This is a genomic window from Limnochorda sp. (assembly GCF_047459355.1).
Taxonomy (GTDB): domain Bacteria; phylum Bacillota; class Limnochordia; order Limnochordales; family Limnochordaceae; genus Limnochorda.
Genome location: NZ_VSCV01000056.1, coordinates 1 through 4,971 on the forward strand (window position 1 = coordinate 1; position 4,971 = coordinate 4,971).

Annotated in this window: 5 protein-coding genes; all 5 read right to left on the minus strand. The window is 69.2% G+C overall.

Features of this window, described 5'->3' with window-relative positions:
• Nucleotides 1–360: cupredoxin domain-containing protein (locus FWJ67_RS10550; protein WP_414482797.1), on the minus strand; the 360-nt coding region annotated here is incomplete at its 3' end.
• 12 nt (nucleotides 361–372) lie between these two features.
• Complete coding sequence (locus tag FWJ67_RS10555; protein ID WP_414482798.1) at nucleotides 373–1,803, minus strand: 4Fe-4S binding protein; 1,431 nt, start codon at nucleotides 1,801–1,803, stop codon at nucleotides 373–375.
• Nucleotides 1,804–1,809: 6 nt separating this feature from the next.
• Nucleotides 1,810–2,295: a cupredoxin domain-containing protein gene (locus FWJ67_RS10560; protein ID WP_414482799.1), complete on the minus strand. Its 486-nt coding sequence runs from the start codon at nucleotides 2,293–2,295 to the stop codon at nucleotides 1,810–1,812.
• A gap of 148 nt (nucleotides 2,296–2,443) precedes the next feature.
• Nucleotides 2,444–3,814 carry a helix-turn-helix domain-containing protein gene (locus tag FWJ67_RS10565; protein WP_414482800.1) on the minus strand — a complete coding sequence of 457 codons (1,371 nt, stop codon included), beginning with the start codon at nucleotides 3,812–3,814 and terminating at the stop codon, nucleotides 2,444–2,446.
• Between the two features lie 28 nt (nucleotides 3,815–3,842).
• On the minus strand, nucleotides 3,843–4,541 hold the full coding sequence (locus tag FWJ67_RS10570) for a response regulator (RefSeq protein ID WP_414482801.1): 699 nt from the start codon (nucleotides 4,539–4,541) through the stop codon (nucleotides 3,843–3,845).
• Between the last annotated feature and the right edge of the window lie 430 nt (nucleotides 4,542–4,971).

Sequence of the window (4,971 nt, forward strand, 5' to 3'; positions counted from 1 at the left end):
GTGATGGGGGCTGCACCGGATGTTGCACTGGTAGGGGTAGGTGCCAGGGCGGGTGGGGGTGAACTCCACTTCCAAGGTGGTGCCGGGTAAGATGGGCCCGGTGTCGATACCGAAATCGAGCAACTGGAAGCTGTGGGTCACGTCCATGCTGGTCAGCCTGAGCCGGATGGTCTCCCCCGCCTTCACCTCGATCCGGGACGGCTGGAAACCGCCGCTTTCGAAGATCCAGATGGCGATGGGGATCTCGTTGGGATCGGCCTGGGCGGGCCGGATCACTTTCTCGTAGGCGAAGATGGCCACCGGCGTGCCGACCACCACCAGGAAGACCAGAAGCGCCGCCACCAGCTCGCTCCGCCGCACGCCAACTCCCTCCTATCCCAGGTAGAACCGGAGGAACGCCCCCGTCAGGGCGGTCAGGTAGACGGCCAGGACCAGGCCGGCCCTCATGGCCGCTGGCTTCTCCTCAAAGACCTGGCCCAGGATCCGGAGCCCCGCCCGCAGGGACCAGGCCAGGCCCACCAGCAAGATGGGGATCTGCAGGTAAGGGATCCAGCCGGCGACGATAGGCTGCCAGGGGACATCCCGGGTGCCGAACAGGTCCCAACCCCACCCGAAGGGGTCAGAGAGGACCGCCGCCGCGTAGGAGATGTTGGGCAGGACGAAAGAGATGCTGAACGCGACCCAGGCCAGGAGCCCCAGGGGCACCAGGGTGTAGGCCGTGTCGATGAAGACCCGCCGGAGGCTCACCCCGCCCCGTCCCTGTCCCGTGGCCGCCAGGCGCATGAGCCAGCTAACCCCCAGGTGGATCAAGGGACCGGCGACCAGGGTCGTCCCCAGGAAGATGGCAGCATACCCCAGGAACTCAGGGATGCTGGAGAGGTTGGCCCAATCCTTGAGCCAACCGTAGGGGCCGAGCATGATCAGGGAGTAGGCCAACGCGCTCCCCAGCATAACGAACCCCTTGAAGGCCTCATCCAGCTTCCGCCCCCGTGGGACGTAGAGGTCTTGCCCGAAGGGCCGCACGTTGACGGTGATGTTGTCGTAGGGGCAGGCCTTGATGCACTCGGTGCACATAATGCAGTAGTTGTTCCGCTCCATGGGGGCGCCGGGGAACTCGGACATGGGGCAGGGGTACCCGCCTTCGCCGCCCACGGCCAGGCTGGCCGGGGTGCTTCCCCGGTAGCACGACTTGAACTGGCACTGAAGGCAGGTCTCCGCATCCCGACGGCGGAGCTCGACGGGCGCTGCCATGGAGTAGAGTCCGAGAAAGCCACCCACCGGGCAGAGGTAGCGGCAGAAGGCCCGCCGCTCGAAGACCAGGTGGGTGATGATCGCCACCACCACCAGGCCGAGGAGGACCCAACCCGTCACCGCGGGCCGGGTGGTGACCACCGCGCTGAAGAGGGCGATGGCCAGGAAGCCCAAGGTCGCCGGCCAGAGGTTCCGCAGGCTCCGGGGCCAGCGCCGGCCCAGCCCCAGCTTCTGGGTCCCCCAGCGGATGAAGCTGAGGCGGGAGAGCCACTCGCCCGGGGCCGGGATGGGGCAGGCCAGGCACCAGACCCGGGCCCCGAAGGGCACCAGCAGGCAGATCAAGAGGGCCCACCAGACGATCCAGACGAAGACGATGGCCAGGTTCTTCGCCCCCAGGGGGGTGCCGAAAAGACCGGCCAAGATCACCAGCACAAAGCCAAGCAGGGTCGGCAGGACCAGGGCGAACTGCAGCCACCGCCGGTGCAGGAGCCAGTGCAGCCAACGGTGGTTCTTGAGCAGATCCCGGGTCCCTCTGCTTGCCAGGACAGCCACCGGCCCCTACGCCTCCTTCCTGAACCACGCCAGGCCCAAGACCCCCACCCCGACCACGGCGCTGAGCAGGGTGGAGAGGGCCAAGGGGCGGTTGGGTTCGACGATGATCTCACCGACCATGAACGGGTGCAGGGGACCGCAGATGACCGAGCAGCGGTACCGCAGCTTGCCTGGGCGGTCGGCCACGAACTGGACGACCCGCTCCTCCATGGGAGGGACGGTCACCTCCAGTCCGTAGGCGTCCAGGTAGAGACCATGGGTGATGTCCTCGGAGCGCACCCGCAGGGTGACCCGGTCCCCGAGGTTGACGTGGATCCGCGGCGGGTCGTACTCGTACTGGCGGGCGGTGATGATGAACTCCCGCTCCGCCGGCTCCGCCGGCGCGCCCCGGACCGGCGCGAAGGCTGCCACGAGCACCAGCCCAAGGCCCACAGCGGTCAGGAGCCCTCCCGTCAGACGGCGCCGTCGCGCTCTGAGCGTGCGCTCCCGCACAGGGCATCCCTCCCAGCTTCGATGGTAAGCCGTGGGCGGAGCCCTGTCTGTCGGGCGGATTCCTATGTTCTTCGCGGCCGGGGTCGGGTCGCGGGATCCGATCTCGAGGCGAAATGCAACACTTTGTTGCAGATGCAACACAGGGTGTTCAAGCGGAGCTTCCAGGCCTTTCAATCCTCAGACGCTTCATCCGGCGCCAGAGGGTGGTCCGGTTGATGCCCAGCTGTTCCGCCGTGCGGCTCATATGCCAGCCGTTGGCTTCCAGGGCGGCCAGGAGCTGGGCCCGCTCCCCTTCGGGCGGCGAGGTCTCCTGGGCCGGCGGGGGCTGGCTGGACGCCTGGGGCCCGACCTCTGCCCTCGCCCCTGGCCAGGCAGCCTGTACCTCGGGTGGCAGGTCCTCCCAGTCCAGGGCGTTGGCGGTGCCCTGACCCCTGCGCTCGCCAAGGCGCTCGGCCCAGGTGGCTTGCCGGAAGGCGACGGCGAACCGCAGGATCTCCTCCAGCTCCTGGACGTTCCCGGGGAAGGGGTAGCTCATCAAGGCTCGCAAGGCCCGGGCCGTGAGGCCCGTCACCTGGGCCCCCGTGGTGAGTCGGAGCTGCTTGAGGCAGTGGTCGGCCAGGAGGGGGATGTCCTCCCGCCGCTCCTTCAAGGGCGGCAGTTCCAGGAGATGCCAGCCGGCCGGCGGCGACCAGCTAGGGCCCGAGGCCTCGTGTCCCTCTCCGGCGGCATCGGCCCCCGCCAGGAGCCGGGGCGGCAGGTGCGGGTGGGGCGAAGGATCGGGAGGGTTGGGGGCTCCCCCGTGGCAGGCCTGGAGAATCGCCTCCTGGAGTGGCTGGGGGAGTTCCGAGAAGTTGGCGACGAAGAGGCTCCCCGCCCGGGCCAGGAGGAGGGCCCGCTCCACCTCGGGACGGGCCAAGGTTTCCGGGCCCGAGGGGCGCAGGGGGATGAAGGGACCTCCGGCCCGGAGGCTCCGGCTGTGGATGGCCCGGGCGAGCCGCTCCTTCTCCGTCCCGGGCGGGCCCCAGATGAGGACGGGCGCCTCGCTGTCCTGCAGAGCGTCCACAGCCTGGCGGACCCGCTCCATGGCCGGGCTCGCTCCGATGAGGGCCGCCTCCGCTGCGGGGTCGGCGGGCGTCAGGGGCACGGTCCCGGTCACGTCCTTCAGGATCCGGATGGCCGCCAGGATCTCGCCCCGATCGTCCCGGAAGGGGACGGTCCGCACCCGGACCACCCGGAGGCGGCCGTCCTTCCCCTGCACCACCGTTTCGAAGTCGGGAGGCGTCTCACCGGTGGTGAACATGGCCTGAATATCGCACGAGTGCTGGCAGAACCGACCGGCGCACACCTCGAAGCAGCGGCCGCCTAGGGCTTCCCGCCGGCTGTACCCGGTGAGCTGCTCCGCCGCCCGGTTGAAGCCGACCACACAGTACTCCCGGTCCACGGTCATGATGGCCTCGTCGATGGCGTCGAGGGTCGCCTCCAGCTCCCGCAGGCGGCGAGGATCACGCCAAAGCCCCATGGCTCCTCAGACCTCCCCCGGTCCGCGCCTACCGGCGAGGCTTCTTCCGCCACCCGGGGCCCCGCCGGCCGCACCGCTTGCCGATGGGAAGGGTGCTGAGGGCCTGCTCCGAGAGCAGCCCCTTGCTCAAGGCGTAGCGGACCAGGGCCACCCGGCGGCTGGACCCCAGCTTCTCCGCGATGCGGGCGCGGTAGGTGTCCACCGTTTTCTGGCTCAGGCAGAGGATGTGGGCGATTTCCCGGTGGGTGTAGCCCAGCGCGATCAGCTGGAGAACCGCCTTTTCCCGGTCGGAGAGGTCATCGGGCGGCCCCGCGGGGTGCTTGGAGACCCCCAGAAAGCTGTCGACGAGGCGGGGGGCCAGGTACGGGTCGATGTAGACGCCGCCCGCGGCCACGGTCCGGATGGCCTGGCAGAGCTCCGTCGCGCTGGACCGCTTGAGGACGTACCCCGACGCCCCCGAGAGGAGAACGTGGCGCAGCCAGCTCTCCTCCTCACACATGGTGAGGGCCACCACCCGAGTCTCGGGCACGGTCCGGCAGATCCGTTCCGTTGCCTCGGCGCCGTCCATTCCCGGCAGGAGGACGTCCATCACCACCACATCCGGCTTGAGGGCCTGGGCCTTGGTGATGGCCTGCTCGCCGCTTGCCGCTTCGCCCACCACACGCATATCGTACTGACGTTCGATCACCAAGCGCAAAGCAGTCCGGACCACCGTGTGATCTTCCACCAGGAGGACCCCGATGCAGGACGAGTCCGTCTTGGCGGCACCGCCCGACACGCCAGATGAGTCGGCACCGGTTGTGGGACCGGCTGGCCATGTCGGGGGACTGGTCGTCGTTGCCATAATCCTCCGACCCTCCAGCTCGGATTCCGGCACCACCGTCAATCGTGGTCTTGGGCGCTATTCAGGCAATGCCTTCGATACAGGCAGGCGGGGCCCCTCCCCGCACCTTCCCGCCACCCGTCCAGGGCGGGCCGCGCCGGGGTCGGCCCCGTTGGGGGGCAACCTGGGGACAGAGCCGGGTCTCGGCCGTCGGCCCACCCCACTGGGCAGCGTCCGATCCCGGCCCCGCGCCGGCACCCCGCCTGGGAAGGGATGCCAGGCACCTTGACGGTCCTGGGATGGGTTTCTAGACTCCAAAGGGAGACGGATACCA

Bases quoted from the DNA above. Each gene is read 5' to 3' on its own strand.
- FWJ67_RS10565 (WP_414482800.1), bottom strand. From the start codon at position 3,814: ATGGGGCTTTGGCGTGATCCTCGCCGCCTGCGGGAGCTGGAGGCGACC.